The organism is Streptomyces sp. NPDC058464 (genome assembly GCF_042721035.1).
Lineage (GTDB): Bacteria > Actinomycetota > Actinomycetes > Streptomycetales > Streptomycetaceae > Streptomyces.
Genome location: NZ_JBHXMA010000010.1, coordinates 120,013 through 135,277 on the forward strand (window position 1 = coordinate 120,013; position 15,265 = coordinate 135,277).

Sequence of the window (15,265 nt, forward strand, 5' to 3'; positions counted from 1 at the left end):
TCGGGCTCTTCGCGCTCTTCGGGCTCATCGGGCTCTTTCGAGGCGGTCAGCCGCACGAGAGGTACTTGTCGGCGAACTCCGTCCTCAGCTGCCTGGTCTTCTCCTGCCGGGCCTTGTCGTAGTCGCCGACGTTCGCCTCGGTGACGACGAACGAACCCGAGTCGACCTTCACCCCGGGGTCGCGCACGGTGCACTGCTTCGTCTGGAGCAGTGCGAGCGCCCAGGTGCCGATCTCGGCCTGGCCGGTGGGGTTCTGTACGACGGTCGCCGTGACGGTGCCCTGCCTGATGCCGCTGAGGATCTTGGCGTCGTCGTCGATGGCGATGACCTTCGCCCTGGAGCCGGACGACCTGACGGCGTCGGCGGCGGCGACGGCCGGGTTGTAGGCGGTGGCGACGATGCCCGTGATCTGGTCGCCCTTGGCCGCCATCAGGTCGGACACGGCCTTCTGCGCGGTCTGCAGGTCGGTGTCGATGTCGGTGACGGTCTGCAGGAGCTTCACCTTCCCGCCGGACTCCTTGACGGCCCGGGCCACGCCCTTGATCCGCAACTGGGTGTTGGCGTCCACGTTGTTGCCGGTCAGATGGACCAGGGTGCCCTTGCCGCCCATCGCCTCGATGGCCGCCTTCGCGGCTTTGTAGGCGGCGAGTTCGACGTCCGTGGAGAGGCAGAAGTCGGCCTCGTCCGTGTCGCCGGCCGGGCAGGAACCCAGGGAAGCCACCGGGAAGCCCTGCGACTTGAGGTCGGCGAAGGTGGTGTTGATGTCGGTGGGGGAGACGCCGAACACCCCGAAGGCGTTGTAGCCGCGGGCGGCGAGCGTGGACAGCAGGTTGTTCTGCTTCTGCTGGTCCCACTCGGCCGTCTCGTCGAACGTGACGTCCCCGAGGCCGTAGGTCTTCTTCGCGGCGGCCCCCGCCGTCTTCCACGGCTGGAAGTACGGATGGGCGCCCCCGGGCACGAGGGCCACCTTGGTCCCCGACCCGTCGGCCAGGTCGGCGCCGTCACCGCTGCGTCCGGCGGTCGAGGCCTGCCCGGCGGCGGTGGGTGCGTTGCGGTAGGTGCAGGCCGCGGTCCCCGTGGCGAGCAGTGCCGCCGTGAGAACCCCGGACAGGACGGATCTGGTCGGGAAGTGCATCTCCCACCCCTGCAGGATCAGATAGGAAATCGATGCGGTGATCGTGGGGCAGGGGGAGGTGTGCGTCAAGGTCTTGGACAAGAACCGTTTCAAGCAGGGGGGATTCAATGAACAGCGCAGTCGATGTCGTCGAGAGGGTCGACAGATCCTATAGGAAATTCGGAAATGCAACTCGGCTTGTCTGTACGGCAGTTCGGCCGCGATCCGGTCGCGCACGACTCTGGTCCACGGCTCCCACCATGGGCTACCGTCGGTAACACCTGGCCGTCCCGGCAGTCCCAGTCATGTCTCCCGCACCGCCCGCATCCGTACGGAAGGCAACCCCCCCATGGAGAATCCCAGCGCAGGCACCGGCGCGATCGAAGGCTCCGAGCAGTCGTCCCGGTTCACCCGCCGTCAGGTGCTGACGGTGGCGGGCGGCGCGCTCGCCGGTATGACTCTCGGTCAGGCCGGTGCGTTCGCCGCCGAGTCGCAGGACGCGGACGCGATCGTCGTCGGCCACGGCCTCGCCGGCCTGGTCGCGACCGCCGAACTCGCCGCCGCCGGCCGCAAGGTGCTGCTGCTCGACCAGGAGCCGGAGGCGAGCCTCGGCGGCCAGGCGTTCTGGTCCTTCGGCGGTCTGTTCTTCGTCGACTCCGACGAACAGCGGCTGATGGGCGTCAAGGACTCCCACGACCTCGCCTGGCAGGACTGGCTCGGCACGGCCGGCTTCGACCGGGGCGTGGGCGACCCGAACGGCCAGGACTACTGGGCCTACAAGTGGGCCGAGTCGTATGTGAACTTCGCCTCCGGCGAGAAGCGGTCCTGGCTCTCCGGGCTGGGCGTGCAGTGGTTCCCGATCGTGGGCTGGGCCGAGCGCGGCGGCGGCCTCGCCGACGGGCACGGCAACTCCGTGCCCCGCTTCCACGTGACCTGGGGGACCGGTCCGGCCGTTGTCGAACCCTTCGAGAAGAAGGTCCGCGCGGCGGTCGCAGCCGGGAAGGTGACCTTCAAGTTCCGCTACCGGGTCGACGAGCTGGTGACCACGGGCGGGGCGGTGACCGGTGTCCGGGGCGCGGTCCTGGAGCCCAGCAGCGCGGCCCGCGGCACCGCCAGCAGCCGTACCGTCGTCGGCGACTTCGAGCTGCGGGCCCCGGTCGTGGTGGTGACCTCGGGCGGCATCGGCGCCAACCACGACCTGGTACGGCAGAACTGGCCGGCCCGGCTCGGTACCCCGCCGAAGTTCATGGTGACCGGCGTGCCCGCGCACGTGGACGGCCGGATGCTCGGCATCACCGCCCAGGCGGGCGGCCGGATCGTCAACCCGGACCGGATGTGGCACTACACCGAGGGCCTGCGCAACTACGCCCCGATCTGGCCGAACCACGGCATCCGCATCCTGCCCGGCCCGTCCTCCATGTGGTTCGACGCCAAGGGCCGCCGCTTCAACACGCCCGACATCCCCGGCTACGACACCCTGCACACCCTCGGGTCGATCACCGCCTCCGGCTACGACTACTCCTGGTTCGTCACCACCCAGAAGATCATCGCCAAGGAGTTCGCGCTCTCCGGTTCCGAACAGAACCCCGACCTCACCAACAAGAACGTCTGGCAGCTGCTCTCCCGGATCTGGCAGACCCCGGAGCCCATCGAGAAGTTCAAGAACAACGGCGCGGACTTCGTGGTCGCCGACAACCTCACGGACCTCGTCACCGGCATGAACAAGCTGACCGGCGACAACCTCATCGACCTCGCCGACCTCAAACGGCAGATCGAGGCCCGCGACCGCGAGATCGACAACCCGTACACCAAGGACGTCCAGGTCCAGGGCATCCGCAACGCCCTCAGCTACATCGGCGACTCCCTCAGCCGTACGGCGTCGATCCACCGGATCCTGGACTCCAGCGCCGGGCCGCTGATCGCGGTCCGGCTGAACATCCTCACCCGCAAGACCCTCGGCGGCCTCCAGACCGACCTCTCCGGGCGCGTCCTGAACAGCAGCGGCTCGCCGGTGCCCGGGCTGTACGCCGCCGGCGAGGTCGCGGGCTTCGGCGGCGGCGGGGTGCACGGCTACCGCTCGCTGGAGGGCACCTTCCTCGGCGGCTGCCTCTTCTCCGGCCGGCAGGCGGGGCGTGCGGCGGCCGCGGCGACGGCGACCTGACGGGGGCGGCCCTGACGGAGGCCTGGCAGAAAGGACCGAGATAGTCCGACTTACCCACCCCCAACCCGCCCCGACAGTGGCACCCTTGACAGCGTGCGTACTGTTTCGCGACGTTTGAGCGACACCTCCGGACCGGCGACCCCGTCGCCGGTCGCGGAACGAAGGTGTACAGCGGGGAACAGGAGCTGTTCGTAGAAACGGCAGAACGGCAGAACGCGGCAGACGCGTTATGGGGGGGAGCGGTCGCCCATGCGATCCCAAGGTCAGTGCAGTCATGCGCCACACACCTCGTCAGCCGAAGGGCGGTTGATCTGAGGTGGACGTAACGATCCACAGACCCGGCGAGCTGACCCAGTCGCTCTGCCGGGCCTGGCACCGCGCGATGGACGAGTCGCCGGAGTACGCCAACCCTTTTCTGGCCCCGGAGTTCACGATCGGCGTCGGTAAGCACCGCGCCGGCGTGCGGGTGGCGGTCCTGCGCGAGGGCGGTGAACCCGTCGGCTTCCTCCCGTACGAGCGCAACGCCCTCGGCGTCGGCCGGGCCGTCGGCCTCGGCCTCTCCGACTGCCAGGCGCTGGTGCACCGGCCCGGAGTCGCCTGGGACGCCCAGGAACTGCTGAGCGCCTGCGGGATGTCCATCTTCGAGTTCGACCACCTGGTGGCCGAGCAGAGACCTTTCGCCCCACACGTCACCGGCACCTTCGCCTCCCCGGTGATCGACGTGAAGCCCGGCGACGCCGGCTACCCCGAGTGGCTGCGGGCCACCTACCCGGGCCTGGCGAAGACCACACTGAAGAAGGAACGGCGCCTCGGCCGCGACATCGGTGACCTGCGCTTCGAGTTCGACGAGCGCGACCCCGCGGCCCTGCGCACGCTGATGCGCTGGAAGTCCGCCCAGTACCGGCGGACCGGACGCATGGACCGCTTCGCCCGCCCCTGGATCGTCGACCTCGTGGACCACCTCTTCCACGTCCGCGAGGAGCACTTCACCGGCGTGCTGTCCGTGCTCTACGCCGGCGACCGGCCGGTGGCCGCGCACTTCGGCCCGCGCTCAAGCACCGTACTGGCCGCCTGGTTCACCGCCTACGACCCCGAACTGCACTACTACTCGCCGGGGTTGATGATGCATCTGCGCACCGCCGAGGCCGCGGCGCGCGGCGGGGTCACCCTCGTCGACCTGGGGCGCGGCGACAAGGAGTACAAGGACTGGCTGAAGACCCGCGAACTGCGGGTGGGCGAGGGGTTCGCCACCCGCACCCACCCGGTGGCCGCGGCGCACCGCCTGTGGCGCCGGCCGGTCCGCGGGCTGCGCAACACCGTCCTCGCCCATCCCCGGCTGCGCGACCCGGCGGACCGGCTGCTGAAGACGGTCGGCACACTGCGCGCGTCCCGTCGCCCGGACGGCCTGGGCAAGGGGTGAACCGAGCCGCCCGGCGACGGCCTGCCGCACCCGGCCGTCGCCGCCGCGGCCGACCACCCGCCCACCGTTCGCACTATGATCCTGTAAAGGTGAAATTCTAGGGGTTTGCCCTGGTAAGGACGGATCCTCGGCCGGAGTGAACCATGCCCCGCAAGCGCTCAACGGACGACGACGAGCTGCTGGCCAGACTCAGGTCGCTCACCGCCCAGGCACGCGAGCGGGCCGAGTACCAGCGTTCGCAGGTGGAGCTGGCCATCGCCCTCCAGCGCGGCATGCTGCCCCGGGACCTGCCCGACACCCCCCGCTTCCACCTGGCCGTCCGGTACGCGCCCGCCTGCTACGGGCTCAACGTGGGCGGCGACTGGTACGACGCCTTCACCCTGCCGGACGGGCACATCGGCCTGTCCATAGGCGACGTCCAGGGCCACAACATCGAGGCGGCCGCCTTCATGGGCCAGGTCCGCGCGGCCCTGCGGGCCCTCGCCTCGGTGACCGGCGATCCGGGCGAGCTGCTCGCGCGCACCAACGACCTGCTGGTGTCCCTGGGCAGCGACCTCTTCGCGACCTGCACCTTCATGCGCCTCGACCCGGAGACCGGGGTGCTGGAGAGCGCCCGGGCCGGCCACGTCCCGTTCGTCTGGGCCACCGCCGACGGAAAGTCCGGGCTCGGGGAGGACGAGGGCGGACCGCCGATGGGCATCGAGCCCGGCGCCGACTACCCGGTGGCCCGGTACCGGCTCACCACCGGCGGCATGGTCGTGCTGCTCACCGACGGGGTGGTGGAGGGGCCGTCGATGCCCATCGAGGAGGGACTCGACCAGGTGGTACGGCTCGCCGGTGTCGCCGCCGTCGCCGGACTCGAGGCACAGTCCCTGGCCGCCGCCGTGATCAAGGGCGCGGAACGCGTCGGCCACGAGGACGACGCGGCCGTCCTGGTCATGGGCCACGACGGCCTGGACACCACACCGTAGCCCTGGGGGCACCGGCACCGGCCACTTCGCGTCAGCCGCGGGCGGCGCCCGCCTCGCCGACCCGGCCGCCGCGGTGTCTGATGGCTGGTGTGGTGGGTAACCAGGAGCTGCGCCGGCCGGCCGTCCTCGCTCTCCGGACGCTGGCCGTCGCCACCTGCTACTACGCGGCAGGACGGCTCGGCCTCCTGTGCCGGCTCACCGTCGAGGGCGCCGTCTTCACCCCCATCTACCCGCCGACCGGTGTGGCGCTGGCCTGTCTGCTGGTCTTCGGACTGGGCTGCTGGCCGGGCATCACGCTCGGCGCCCTCTTCCTCGTGCTGTCGCTCGGCACACCCGGACCCGACGCCCTGGGCATCCTCGTCGGCAACACGGCCGGGCCGGTGTGCGCGTACCTGATGCTGCGCCGGGTCGGCTTCCGCACCGAACTGAGCCGGCTGCGGGACGGCATCGCCCTGGTGTTCCTCGGAGCGTTCACCGCCATGGCGATCAGCTCCGGCATCGACGTGGCCACCCTCGTTCTGGCCGGCAAGCTCGACACGACCCACTTCTGGCCGATCTGGCTGGCGTGGTGGGTGGGCGACGCGATGGGCGTCCTGATCGTCACCCCGGTCCTGCTGGTGCTGTTCGAGACCCGGGGGCCGCCGTCCCTGGCCCGCTGGAAGGAGGTCCTGGCCCTCGCGGCCGTAGCGGCGGTCCTGGTCCCGGTGGCCACGCACAGCTCCCTGAGCGCGCTGTTCCTCGTCTACCCGCTGCTGATCTGGGCCGCGCTGCGGTTCCGGCTGGCGGGCAGCATGCTCTGCGCCCTGTTCACGTCGGTGATGGCGACGGTCGCCGCGACCGACGGCACCGGCGCGTTCGCCCGGCTGTCCCCCGTCGAGGTGATGCTGAAGCTGCAGCTGTTCAACGGCTCCATGGCGCTGACCGCGCTGCTGCTGTCGGCCGTCATCACCGAGCAGCACAACACCCGGCTCTCCGTCGCGGAGGCCTGCAAGGAACTGGCCGAGGTCCTGGAACACCTCACCGCGCACGACTCCCCGGCCGGGCGCACCCCGCCAGAGGGGGCGGAACCGCGGCGCGAGCGCGACGCCCGGTGACCGACGCCGCGGGGGACCGGGCGAGCCGCCCGGTCCCCCGCGGAAAGACGCCGTCGGGAAATCAGACGGTGCCGCTCGCCGTGATCTCGACCTTGGCCTTCGGGGCACCGCTCTGGGAGCCGTAGCCCTCGATCCTGTCGACGATGTCCTGGCCCTCCACGACCTCGCCGAAGACCACGTGCTTGCCGTCCAGCCAGGACGTCACGACGGTGGTGACGAAGAACTGCGAGCCGTTGGTGTTCTTGCCCGCGTTGGCCATGCTCAGCAGGTACGGACGGTCGTGCTTGAGCTTGAAGTTCTCGTCCTTGAACTTCTCGCCGTAGATGCTCTTGCCGCCGGTGCCGTCGCCGCGGGTGAAGTCACCGCCCTGGAGCATGAACTGCGGGATGATCCGGTGGAAGCCGGAACCGGCGTACCCGAAACCGTTCTGCCCCGTGGCGAGCTCGCGGAAGTTGCGGGCCGTCTCGGGCACCACGTCGTCGAACAGGTTGAACACGATCCGGCCGGCCGGCTCGTTGTTGATCGAGATGTCGAAATAAACGTTGTCGCTCATGCAGGTCAACCTATCGCGAACCGTCCCAGGGGGCCGCACGGCCCGGGGTGTCGCGGTACCGGAGCCGTTCAGGGGCTCAGCAGGGTGTCCAGCAGCTGCCGGCCGACGGGCCAGTCACCGAGACCGCTCGCGGAGTTGAGATGCCCGTGCGCGCCGACGGAGTGCCACGGTACCCGCCAGCCCGATGCCAGCGCCGCGGAGGCCGTGGCGTCGGCGTAGGGATCGTCCTCGCTCGCCACCACCAGGGCCGGTCCGGGCAGTGGGCGGGCGGACAGCTCCAGGAACGTCGGCGCGGCCGCACCCGGGAATGCTGGTCCCCGGGGGTCGGGCGGCGCGGCCAGGAACGCCGTGACCTCCGCGGGCCGCGCCCACGCCAGCCACTCGGCCGCCGCCCAGCAACCGAGACTGTGCGCCACCAGAGCCACCCGGCCGTCCGCCCCGCCTTCCGCCCGGCCGTCCCGGGCGACGGCGACCTCGTAGGCGGACTGCACCGCGGCCACCCAGTCCCGCAGCTCGGGCCGGGCCCACGACCGAGGAGCGATCCGCACCGCCGCCTCGCCCCAGGCCCGCTCCCACCGGCTCTGCCAGTGCCTTTCGTCCGACCCGTCGATCCCGGGGATGATGACGTACGCGACCACCGCCGACCGCCCTTTCCGTCGTGACCCGGCCCCTGCCGGACCCGTCCTGCGGGCGATTCTGGACGGACCAGTGGCGGCGGCGCGGCCCGGCAAGTGATCCAGAGGAAAGTGGGGACGAGGACGATGGAATCACTCGACGACATCGACCGGGCCATCCTGGAGCTGCTCCAGACCGAGGGCCGGCTCACCGGAGCCGAGGTCGGGCGGCGTGTCGGACTCTCCCAGCCGGCGGCGGGCGCCCGCATCCAGCGGCTGGAGAAGAGCGGTGTCATCACCGGCTACCGAGCCGTCGTCGCCCCCGCCGCGCTCGGGCTCAACATCCACGCCGTGGTCCGGCTGCGCACCACGCACGCGCAATTGCCGACGGCGCTCGCCCTCGCCGCCCGGACCCCGGAGGTCGTCTCGACGCTCCGGGTGACCGGCGAGGACTGCCTGCTCTTCGACGTGCACTGCAGCCACGCCGAACGCCTCGAGGAGGTCGTGGACTCCCTGGCCCGCCACGGCCCGGTCACCACGTCCCTCGTCCTGCGCGGCTATCCCTCCAAGCCGCTGCCCACGAACCCCTAGTAGCGCCGCTCCAGGCGGTTCAGCACCGCCCCGGCCATGGCTGCCTCGCCCTTGGCGTTGGGGTGGGCCGGGGCCGCCGGCGAGGTCGGCTGGAGGGGCTCGATCCAGCGGTCGGCCGGGGCCTTGCACATGTCGTGGCCGACGGTCGGGCCGTAGGTGTCCACGTACCGGGCGCCGTTCCACGCGGCGACCGCGCGCAGCATGAGGTTCAGCCGCTTCCCGACGTCCCGGAGGTAGGGGAAGTCCTTGGCGGCGAAGGGCACCGTCGGATAGCAGCCGCTGCCGTCGTCGGGCAGCAGGTCGGGGTAGCCGACGACCAGGATCCGGGCGTGCGGGGCCCGGGCGCGGATCGCCCGCACCACCTTGTCGACCTTGGGCGCGGTCTGCGCGATGGTGAGCGTCAGCTGATCGGTGCCGGACGCGTTGTAGTACTGCTGGCAGGGGTTGCCCGTCAGGTCCTTCGAGCTCAGCGCCGCGCAGGTGCCGATGATCGAGCTGAACCCGATGTCGTTGCCGCCGATCTGGACGGTCACCAGGTCGGTGCTCCGCTGCACGGCGTCGAGCTGGGGCCCGTTGGTGCCCTGGGCCTTCCACATCTCGGCGGTCGTCGCCCCGGAACAGCTCACGTCCTTGAACGCGCTCACGTGCCGGGCCGCCGCCACCAGCGAGGGGTAGTTGTGGTCGGAGCGGGCGCAGTTCGCGTCGACCTGCGTCGGGATGACCGGGCCCGAGGTGTAGGAGTCACCGAGCGCCACGTAGCTCGTGCCGCGGTCGTGTCCGGGGCCGGGGCCGCCGCCGTGCGCCGCGGCCGGTGTCGTGGACGCGGCCACCAGGGCGCAGCCGCCCAGCGCCGCCGCCACGGTGGCCTTCCGCCGGTGCCGTCTCGCCGAACCGTCGGACGGGATGCCGTACGCCATGGAGATCCCCCCAGGAACCAGGACGCGCACGGAACCGGTCCCGACGGGCGGCCCGCACGCGTGTGTCGGGGGTCTGTATACCGCCCGGTAGGAGTCCGAAGCCAGAGGTCGGACGCAAGGAACTGGATCGAGTAACCCGCCCTGCCCGTACGGGCATCCGGTTCTGCCCGCGATCACGTCGGGGCGACCCCCGCGCTCCGCGATTGAACCTGGAAACCGATCGGTTTACGATGGGCGGGACCCGATGGAAACCGATCGGTTTCCCATCTCTTCGCATGTCTGGAGCGTGAGTGTCATGACCGCGATCAAGGACTCAGTCGTCCTCGTCACCGGCGGCAGCCGAGGCGTCGGAAAGGCGCTGGTGGAAGAGCTGTACGCGCGCGGCGCCGGCAAGGTCTACGCCACCGCCCGCGACCCGCGCACCGTCACCCACCCCGACGCCGTGGCGCTGGCCCTGGAGGTGACCGACCCCGACTCCGTGGCCGCGGTCGCCGGGCAGGCCCAGGACGTCACCATCCTGGTCAACAACGCCGGGGTCGCCACCGGCACCCGCTTCCTGACCTCCTCGCTGGACGACATCCGCCAGGAGTTCGAGACCAACTTCTACGGCCCCCTGCTGCTCACCCGCGCCTTCGTCCCGGTCATCGAGCGCAACGGCGGCGGCCACATCCTGAACGTGCACTCGGTCCTGTCCTGGATCGCCGAGGGCGGCGCCTACAGTGCGTCCAAGGCGGCGCTGTGGTCGCAGACCAACAGCCTGCGCCTGGCGCTCCAGCCGCGTGGCATCGGCGTCACCGGCCTGCACATGGGCTACGTCGACACCGACATGGCGGCGCACGTCGACGGCGCCAAGGCGAAGCCCGAGGACATCGCGGCGGCCGCCCTCGACGGCATCGAGTCGGACGCCTGGGAGGTGCTCGGCGACGACCTCACCCGCTGGGCGAAGGGTGCCCTCTCGGGTGACCTCGCCGCCATGTACCAGCAGCTCGCCCGGTGACGAGGACCCCGCATCCGAACGGCGCCGCCCCCTTCCGTCCCGTTCTCCAGGCGGGCGGCCCGTTCGGCGCGGGCTCGGGGCCGGTCGTTGAAAAATCCGCTGCCGAAGGGTTGTCGCCCGGTTGCCTCACCACTTAAATCAAATCCTGAACTAAGCAGTGGGGTGCGTCGGTTGGACGTACCCCCTGCCCACCTCAGGGAGCCGCTGATGAGACTGAGATCCTTGGGCGTAGCGCTCGCTGCCATGGCAGCGCTGCTGGCCCTCCCCGTCGCGCACGCGCCGGCGGCGCAGGCCGCCGACACCCCGTTGTCCCAGGGCAGGACGGCCACCGCGTCCTCCGAGGAGAACGCCGGGACCGCCGCCGGGAACGCGGTGGACGGCAACACCGGCACCCGCTGGTCGTCCGCCTTCACCGACGACCAGTGGCTCCAGGTCGACCTCGGCGCCACCGCCCAGGTCAACCAGGTGGTCCTCAACTGGGAGACCGCCTACGGCAAGGACTACAAGGTCCAGATCTCCTCGGACGGCAGCAACTGGACCGACCTGCAGTCCGTCACCGGCGGCGACGGCGGCACCGACACCCTCACCGTCTCCGGGCAGGGCCGCTACGTCCGGATGCTGGGCGTGCACCGCGCCACCCAGTGGGGCTACTCGCTCTGGGAGTTCCAGGTCTACGGCACCACCACCGGCACACCCCCGGTCCAGGGCGGCGGCGACCTCGGCCCCAACGTGATCGTCGTCGACCCGTCCACGCCGAACCTCCAGGCGACGTTCGACTCCGTCTTCGCCCAGCAGGAGTCGGCCCAGTTCGGCACCGGCCGCTACCAGTTCCTGCTCAAGCCGGGCACCTACAACGGCATCAACGCCCAGATCGGCTTCTACACCTCGATCTCCGGGCTCGGCCTCAACCCCGACGACACCCAGATCAACGGTGACGTCACGGTCGACGCCGGCTGGTTCAACGGCAACGCCACCCAGAACTTCTGGCGCTCGGCGGAGAACTTCGCCATCACGCCGTCCAACGGCACCGACCGGTGGGCCGTGGCTCAGGCGGCCCCCTTCCGCCGTATCCACGTCAAGGGCGGCCTCAACCTCGCCCCGAACGGCTACGGCTGGGCCTCCGGCGGCTACATCGCCGACTCCAAGATCGACGGCACCGTCGGCCCGTACTCCCAGCAGCAGTGGTACACCCGCGACAGCTCGGTCGGCGGCTGGACCAACGGCGTGTGGAACATGACCTTCTCCGGGGTCGAGGGCGCACCCGCGACCAACTTCGACACCGGCCCGTACACCACGCTGGACACCACCCCCGTCTCGCGCGAGAAGCCGTTCCTCTACCTGGACGGCAGCGCCTACAAGGTCTTCGTGCCGGCCAAGCGCACCAACGCCCGGGGCGTGTCCTGGCCGGCCAATGCGGGCACCTCCATCCCGCTGGACCAGTTCTACGTCGTCAAGCCCGGCGCCACCGCCGCCACCATCAACCAGGCCCTCGCCCAGGGCCTCAACCTCCTCTTCACCCCGGGCATCTACCACCTCGACCAGACCATCAACGTGACCCGCGCCAACACCGTGGTCCTCGGCCTCGGCCTCGCCACCCTGGTCCCCGACAACGGCATCGACGCCATGCACGTCGCCGACGTCGACGGCGTCAAGCTCGCCGGGTTCCTCATCGACGCGGGCACCGTCAACTCCGACACCCTGCTGCGGATCGGCGACCCCGGCTCCACCGCCGACCACTCCGCCAACCCCACGTCCATGCAGGACGTGTTCGTCCGCGTCGGCGGCGCCGGACCCGGCCTCGCCACCAACTCCGTGGTCGTCAACAGCAACAACGTGATCATCGACCACACCTGGCTCTGGCGCGCCGACCACGGCAGCGGCGTCGGCTGGGACACCAACCGCGCCGACTACGGCCTCAGAGTCAACGGCAACGACGTCCTCGCCACCGGACTGTTCGTCGAGCACTTCAACAAGTACGACGTCTACTGGAACGGCGAACGCGGCCGCACGATCTTCTTCCAGAACGAGAAGGCGTACGACGCCCCGAACGCCGCCGCCATCACCCACGACGGCGTCGTCGGCTACGCGGCCTACAAGGTCGCCGACACCGTGACCACCCACGAGGCCTGGGGCCTGGGCAGCTACTGCAACTACACGGCCGATCCGACGATCGTGCAGTCCAACGGCTTCCAGGTGCCGACCGGTTCGGGCATCAAGATGCACGACCTGCTGGTGATCTCCCTCGGCGGCATGGGCCAGTACGCCCACGTCGTCAACACCACAGGGTCGCCGACCTCGGGGACCAGCACGACCCCGTCCAAGGTGACGCAGTTCCCGTAGCCGGTCAGGTCAGGTCCGGTCCGGCCGGATCCGGCTAGGCCGTCCGCCGCCGTGCCGGACGCCGTAGCAACAGCCGCCGCGCGGGCCGCTCCACGCCCTCGTACAGGAGCCAGGACAGGCCCAGCGACACGGTGAACGCGACGGCGGCGACGACCGTGCCGGTGAACAGGTCGAAACGCGGGCGGGTGCCGAGCAGGTGGGTGCCCGCCCGCAGCACCAGCAGATGGACCATGTAGAACGCGAACGACAGTTCGCCGAGGCGGACCAGCCACCGGCGCCGCCACAGCGAGGGCAGGCCGTGCAGGTCGGCGACGGCCGCCGCCGGGATGAGCAGCGCGAAGCCCGTGATGGTGCAGGCGGTGGCCGCGTACTCGGCGGTGACCTGCGGGACCAGGAAGTAGCCGATGACCGCCAGCGCCAGCGAGGCCTCCAGGCCGGGTCCGCGCCACCGGCCGAGCAGCACAAGACGCGCGGCGGCAGCGCCCAGTACGAACTCCGGCAGCCGGGCGGCCGGGAAGGAACTGATCGGCTGCGTCCACCAGTGGTGCGCGTCCGTCCAGGCCAGCGCCAGCACCGTCAGCAGGGCCAGCGCGGCCAGCGCCGTGGCGCCCCGCCCGCCCAGCCGGCGCAGCAGCAGCGCCAGCAGCGGGAACGCGGCGTAGAAGAACGCCTCGCAGGCCAGCGACCAGCTGACCGGGTCCAGCGTCTGCCACCACGGCCGCCACCAGGAGTGCACCAGGAACACGTCGGCCAGGCCCTGCAGCAGGGTCGGCCTCGGCTGGCGGGGCAGCGTGCACACCATGACCAGCGCGACGGCGACGGTGACCAGGTGCACCGGGTAGACCCGGGCGACGCGCCGCCACCAGAAGCGCGTCGCCCGGTCGCCGGGCCGCGCGGACCACATCAGGACGAACCCGGAGAGGACGAAGAAGAACGACACCCCCGAGGCGCCGGCCTCGAACCCCCAGGACACGATGCGGCCACCGGCGCCGCCGAAGTAGCGGAAGTTGTGCACGTGCAGCCCGAAGACCAGCAGTGCGGCCATCCATCTCAGTCCGGTCAGGGAGGGCAGCGAAGGGGCGGAGGCGGACGGCAGGGTGCGGGCGGGTGGCGCGGCGGCCGGAGCGGTCGGAGGGGCCTGGGTCGCCGTCGTCATCGAGTCACCTGCCGGAGGGTTCGCGCGTGGAGCATGAAACGGAGCGTTGCCCGTTCCACGCCTTTCATTCCGGCTTTGTACAAAACATCACACCAACGCCGAGGCGCAGCCTCCGCCATCCGGGCCGTGGCCCCCGCCGGGCTCCGCACGCGCCGGAGTGGCGTCTTGACCCGCGCCTTTGGGGCGCGGGCGGTGCGTCGGAAGACGGAGGCACGAACGGATGACGCCGGCCGCCGTCGCGTTGACGGTGCGGCAGCGCCCCAAAGGGGCGCTGGGGGTACCCCCGGCCGAAGGCTGGGGGAGGAACTGCGCGATCAGCCACGACGGCGCCGCAGCTGATCGACGACATGACGTGGCACTTCGAAAGTAGCGCTCAACGCGTGGCCGCCGTGGCGACGGCGCTCGGCCGGTACTCGGACGGAGTGCCCCGGACCGCCGACGGGATCGTGGACGCGGCCGCCGACGGCCCCCGGGCGGGAGCCTGTGTGGTCCCCCGTTGCGTGGGCGCGACACTCGGGCGCGGGCTGGGGGTGGCGGGGGCCGGGGATCCCGAGGGGCGGTGCGGGGCGGTGGGGCTGACGGTCGGCGGCGCCAGGGGGACCTGGGGGGAGTGCGGCGCGGCAGGCGCCGTCAGATGCAGCGACAGGGCGACGCCGACGGCCACGGCACAGGTCACCCCGGCTCCGGCCACGGTGCGGACGAGCCGGCGGCGGCCCGCGGACCGGCGGATCTCCTCGTAGCGGCCCTGCGGCGGACCGAGGTGCGCGGCCGGCGGCCGCAGGATGACCGCGAGGGGGTCGTCGGGGCCGTCGAACTCGGGCTCGTCGTCAAAGCGTGTGGTCAAGGCTTCTCCTCAGTTGGCCGCGGAGCAGTTCTCGGGCCGCGTGCAGATCGGCCTTGACGGTTCCTTCCTTGCGCCCGGTCAGCTCGGACACCTCCCGGATCGGCATGTCAGCGTAGTAGTGCAGCAGGATCGGCACCCGCAGCCGCTCGGGCAGCGACTGCACCAGCAGCCGTACCGAGGGGTCCGACGGCTCGGTGTGCGGGCGGATCGCGGCCTCCGAGCCGGCGCGGCGCACGGCACGGCGCTCGCGCTCCAGCTTGCGCCAGTGGTCCCGGACGAGGTTGGCCGCGGTGACGTAGAGGAAGCCGCGCGGCTCCTCCACCTTCGTCCACCGGGCCCACAGCCGGGTGAAGGCCTCCGAGGCGATCTCGTGCGCCGTCTCGTCGTCGTCGACCAGACGGCGGCACCAGCCGGCCAGGCGCGGGTACAGGGCGGCGAAGAGCTCGGAGGCCGCCGTGTCACGGGACCGTTTCAACGTTCTCCAGGGTCGAAG

The 15,265-nt window shown here is 71.1% G+C and carries 14 protein-coding genes; 7 read left to right on the top strand and 7 right to left on the bottom strand.

Annotated features, from left to right (window positions below):
- Positions 1–46 precede the first annotated feature (46 nt).
- Positions 47–1,135 carry a substrate-binding domain-containing protein gene (locus tag ACFWPQ_RS16030; protein WP_384034099.1) on the bottom strand — a complete coding sequence of 363 codons (1,089 nt, stop codon included), beginning with the start codon at positions 1,133–1,135 and terminating at the stop codon, positions 47–49.
- A gap of 328 nt (positions 1,136–1,463) precedes the next feature.
- Here ACFWPQ_RS16030 and ACFWPQ_RS16035 point away from each other — a divergent pair, with 328 nt between their 5' ends.
- The 4 genes from ACFWPQ_RS16035 (at position 1,464) to ACFWPQ_RS16050 (ending at position 6,760) form a co-directional block, all read left to right on the top strand.
- Complete coding sequence (locus tag ACFWPQ_RS16035; RefSeq protein WP_384034101.1) at positions 1,464–3,275, top strand: FAD-binding dehydrogenase; 1,812 nt, start codon at positions 1,464–1,466, stop codon at positions 3,273–3,275.
- Positions 3,276–3,591: 316 nt separating this feature from the next.
- Positions 3,592–4,695 carry a GNAT family N-acetyltransferase gene (locus tag ACFWPQ_RS16040; RefSeq protein ID WP_384034104.1) on the top strand — a complete coding sequence of 368 codons (1,104 nt, stop codon included), beginning with the start codon at positions 3,592–3,594 and terminating at the stop codon, positions 4,693–4,695.
- A gap of 143 nt (positions 4,696–4,838) precedes the next feature.
- Entirely contained in the window at positions 4,839–5,666 is an 828-nt protein-coding gene (locus ACFWPQ_RS16045; RefSeq protein WP_384034107.1) for a PP2C family protein-serine/threonine phosphatase, read from the top strand.
- Between the two features lie 80 nt (positions 5,667–5,746).
- The gene (locus ACFWPQ_RS16050) at positions 5,747–6,760 is read left to right on the top strand and encodes an MASE1 domain-containing protein (RefSeq protein WP_384034109.1); all 1,014 of its coding nucleotides are present in this window, start codon (positions 5,747–5,749) and stop codon (positions 6,758–6,760) included.
- A 61-nt stretch (positions 6,761–6,821) separates the two neighbouring features.
- Here the strand turns inward: ACFWPQ_RS16050 and ACFWPQ_RS16055 are convergent, their stop codons facing one another.
- Together ACFWPQ_RS16055 and ACFWPQ_RS16060 are read right to left on the bottom strand one after the other, a co-directional pair.
- Positions 6,822–7,313 carry a peptidylprolyl isomerase gene (locus ACFWPQ_RS16055; RefSeq protein WP_384034111.1) on the bottom strand — a complete coding sequence of 164 codons (492 nt, stop codon included), beginning with the start codon at positions 7,311–7,313 and terminating at the stop codon, positions 6,822–6,824.
- A gap of 68 nt (positions 7,314–7,381) precedes the next feature.
- The gene (locus ACFWPQ_RS16060; RefSeq protein WP_384034114.1) at positions 7,382–7,951 is read right to left on the bottom strand and encodes an RBBP9/YdeN family alpha/beta hydrolase; all 570 of its coding nucleotides are present in this window, start codon (positions 7,949–7,951) and stop codon (positions 7,382–7,384) included.
- 123 nt (positions 7,952–8,074) lie between these two features.
- On the opposite strand from ACFWPQ_RS16060, the gene ACFWPQ_RS16065 reads away from it, so the two are divergent.
- Complete coding sequence (locus ACFWPQ_RS16065; RefSeq protein ID WP_384034117.1) at positions 8,075–8,518, top strand: Lrp/AsnC family transcriptional regulator; 444 nt, start codon at positions 8,075–8,077, stop codon at positions 8,516–8,518.
- Here the strand turns inward: ACFWPQ_RS16065 and ACFWPQ_RS16070 are convergent.
- Positions 8,515–9,435, bottom strand: a complete 921-nt coding sequence (locus ACFWPQ_RS16070) for an SGNH/GDSL hydrolase family protein (protein ID WP_384034120.1) — start codon at positions 9,433–9,435, stop codon at positions 8,515–8,517. The two genes, ACFWPQ_RS16065 and ACFWPQ_RS16070, sit on opposite strands and share 4 nt — an antisense overlap.
- A gap of 295 nt (positions 9,436–9,730) precedes the next feature.
- Between ACFWPQ_RS16070 and ACFWPQ_RS16075 the strand changes: the two genes are divergently transcribed.
- Positions 9,731–10,432, top strand: a complete 702-nt coding sequence (locus tag ACFWPQ_RS16075; RefSeq protein WP_384034123.1) for an SDR family oxidoreductase — start codon at positions 9,731–9,733, stop codon at positions 10,430–10,432.
- 207 nt (positions 10,433–10,639) lie between these two features.
- Positions 10,640–12,772 carry a discoidin domain-containing protein gene (locus ACFWPQ_RS16080; protein ID WP_384034126.1) on the top strand — a complete coding sequence of 711 codons (2,133 nt, stop codon included), beginning with the start codon at positions 10,640–10,642 and terminating at the stop codon, positions 12,770–12,772.
- A gap of 34 nt (positions 12,773–12,806) precedes the next feature.
- On the opposite strand, the gene ACFWPQ_RS16085 is transcribed toward ACFWPQ_RS16080, so the two are convergent.
- The 3 genes from ACFWPQ_RS16085 to ACFWPQ_RS16095 all read right to left on the bottom strand — a co-directional run bounded on the left by ACFWPQ_RS16085 (position 12,807) and on the right by ACFWPQ_RS16095 (position 15,247).
- Positions 12,807–13,928 carry an acyltransferase family protein gene (locus ACFWPQ_RS16085; protein ID WP_384034128.1) on the bottom strand — a complete coding sequence of 374 codons (1,122 nt, stop codon included), beginning with the start codon at positions 13,926–13,928 and terminating at the stop codon, positions 12,807–12,809.
- A gap of 373 nt (positions 13,929–14,301) precedes the next feature.
- On the bottom strand, positions 14,302–14,772 hold the full coding sequence (locus ACFWPQ_RS16090) for a hypothetical protein (RefSeq protein WP_384034131.1): 471 nt from the start codon (positions 14,770–14,772) through the stop codon (positions 14,302–14,304).
- Positions 14,756–15,247, bottom strand: a complete 492-nt coding sequence (locus ACFWPQ_RS16095) for an RNA polymerase sigma factor (RefSeq protein WP_361287547.1) — start codon at positions 15,245–15,247, stop codon at positions 14,756–14,758. Before ACFWPQ_RS16095 ends, ACFWPQ_RS16090 begins: the two co-directional genes overlap by 17 nt.
- Positions 15,248–15,265 lie beyond the last annotated feature (18 nt).

Excerpts from the sequence above, each read along its gene's own strand:
- ACFWPQ_RS16030 (WP_384034099.1), bottom strand. The coding sequence starts at position 1,135 with ATGCACTTCCCGACCAGATCCGTCCTGTCCGGGGTTCTCACGGCGGCA.
- ACFWPQ_RS16035 (WP_384034101.1), top strand. The coding sequence starts at position 1,464 with ATGGAGAATCCCAGCGCAGGCACCGGCGCGATCGAAGGCTCCGAGCAG.
- ACFWPQ_RS16045 (WP_384034107.1), top strand. The coding sequence starts at position 4,839 with ATGCCCCGCAAGCGCTCAACGGACGACGACGAGCTGCTGGCCAGACTC.
- ACFWPQ_RS16050 (WP_384034109.1), top strand. The coding sequence starts at position 5,747 with ATGGCTGGTGTGGTGGGTAACCAGGAGCTGCGCCGGCCGGCCGTCCTC.
- ACFWPQ_RS16055 (WP_384034111.1), bottom strand. The coding sequence starts at position 7,313 with ATGAGCGACAACGTTTATTTCGACATCTCGATCAACAACGAGCCGGCC.
- ACFWPQ_RS16065 (WP_384034117.1), top strand. The coding sequence starts at position 8,075 with ATGGAATCACTCGACGACATCGACCGGGCCATCCTGGAGCTGCTCCAG.
- ACFWPQ_RS16070 (WP_384034120.1), bottom strand. The coding sequence starts at position 9,435 with ATGGCGTACGGCATCCCGTCCGACGGTTCGGCGAGACGGCACCGGCGG.
- ACFWPQ_RS16075 (WP_384034123.1), top strand. The coding sequence starts at position 9,731 with ATGACCGCGATCAAGGACTCAGTCGTCCTCGTCACCGGCGGCAGCCGA.
- ACFWPQ_RS16080 (WP_384034126.1), top strand. The coding sequence starts at position 10,640 with ATGAGACTGAGATCCTTGGGCGTAGCGCTCGCTGCCATGGCAGCGCTG.
- ACFWPQ_RS16085 (WP_384034128.1), bottom strand. The coding sequence starts at position 13,928 with ATGACGACGGCGACCCAGGCCCCTCCGACCGCTCCGGCCGCCGCGCCA.